1 pseudogene is annotated in these 748 nt (G+C 67.1%); it reads left to right on the top strand.

The window, feature by feature from the left end:
• A pseudogene (locus VBE63_RS30820) lies at positions 1-748 on the top strand (alpha-2-macroglobulin); the annotation flags it as partial.

The raw sequence follows: 748 nt of genomic DNA, 5'->3' as shown, positions 1-748 counted from the left end.
AGCGTCGGTCGATTGGGGCGCCTATGAACTCCGGATCGAGGGCCGCGCAGACGGGCCGTTGGTCCCAGCGAGCATTGACTTCGAGGCCGGCTGGTACGTCGCGCCCAAGGCCTTCGATACCCCTGATGTGCTCAAGGTCTCGCTCGACAAGCCCGAGTACCGGGTCGGCGAACAGGCGCAGGTGCGGCTCGAACCGCGCTTCCCAGGCTTAGCATTGGTGATGGTGGTCGGCGGTGATGGGCTGGTCAGCATGCACCCGGCAGAGGTTTCGGAGGCCGGCACCAGCGTTGCCGTGCCAGTGACCGCGGACTGGGGGCCAGGTGCCTATGTCACCGCGATCCTCTATCGCGGCATGGATCTTAAGGCGCGGCGCATGCCGCGGCGGGCGATCGGCCTGCACTGGGCCGGCGTCGATCCGCAACAGCGCCGCTTGACGCTGGCCCTGGATGCACCCGAGCAAGCCCGCCCGCGTGAGTCCCTCAAGATTGGCGTTCAGATCACGGATCTGGCGCCAGGCGAAGAGGCCTTCGTGACCCTCGCCGCCGTCGATGTCGGCATCCTCAACCTGACCCGCTTCGAGTCCTGGTCGCCAACCCAGTGGTATTTTGGCCAGCGTCGTCTGGGTGCTGAGCTGCGCGATCTCTACGGACAGCTTATCGATCGGATGCAGGGCGAGCCGGGACGACTGCGCACCGGCAGCGGTGCCGGCCAGCTGATGTCGTTCGAGGGGCCACCGCCGAGCGAGGCA

It is taken from the genome of Lamprobacter sp., assembly GCF_034860625.1.
GTDB lineage: Bacteria > Pseudomonadota > Gammaproteobacteria > Chromatiales > Chromatiaceae > Lamprobacter.
Note: the sequence above shows the minus strand (reverse complement) of the source record. Positions and strands in the feature narration are given on the sequence as shown.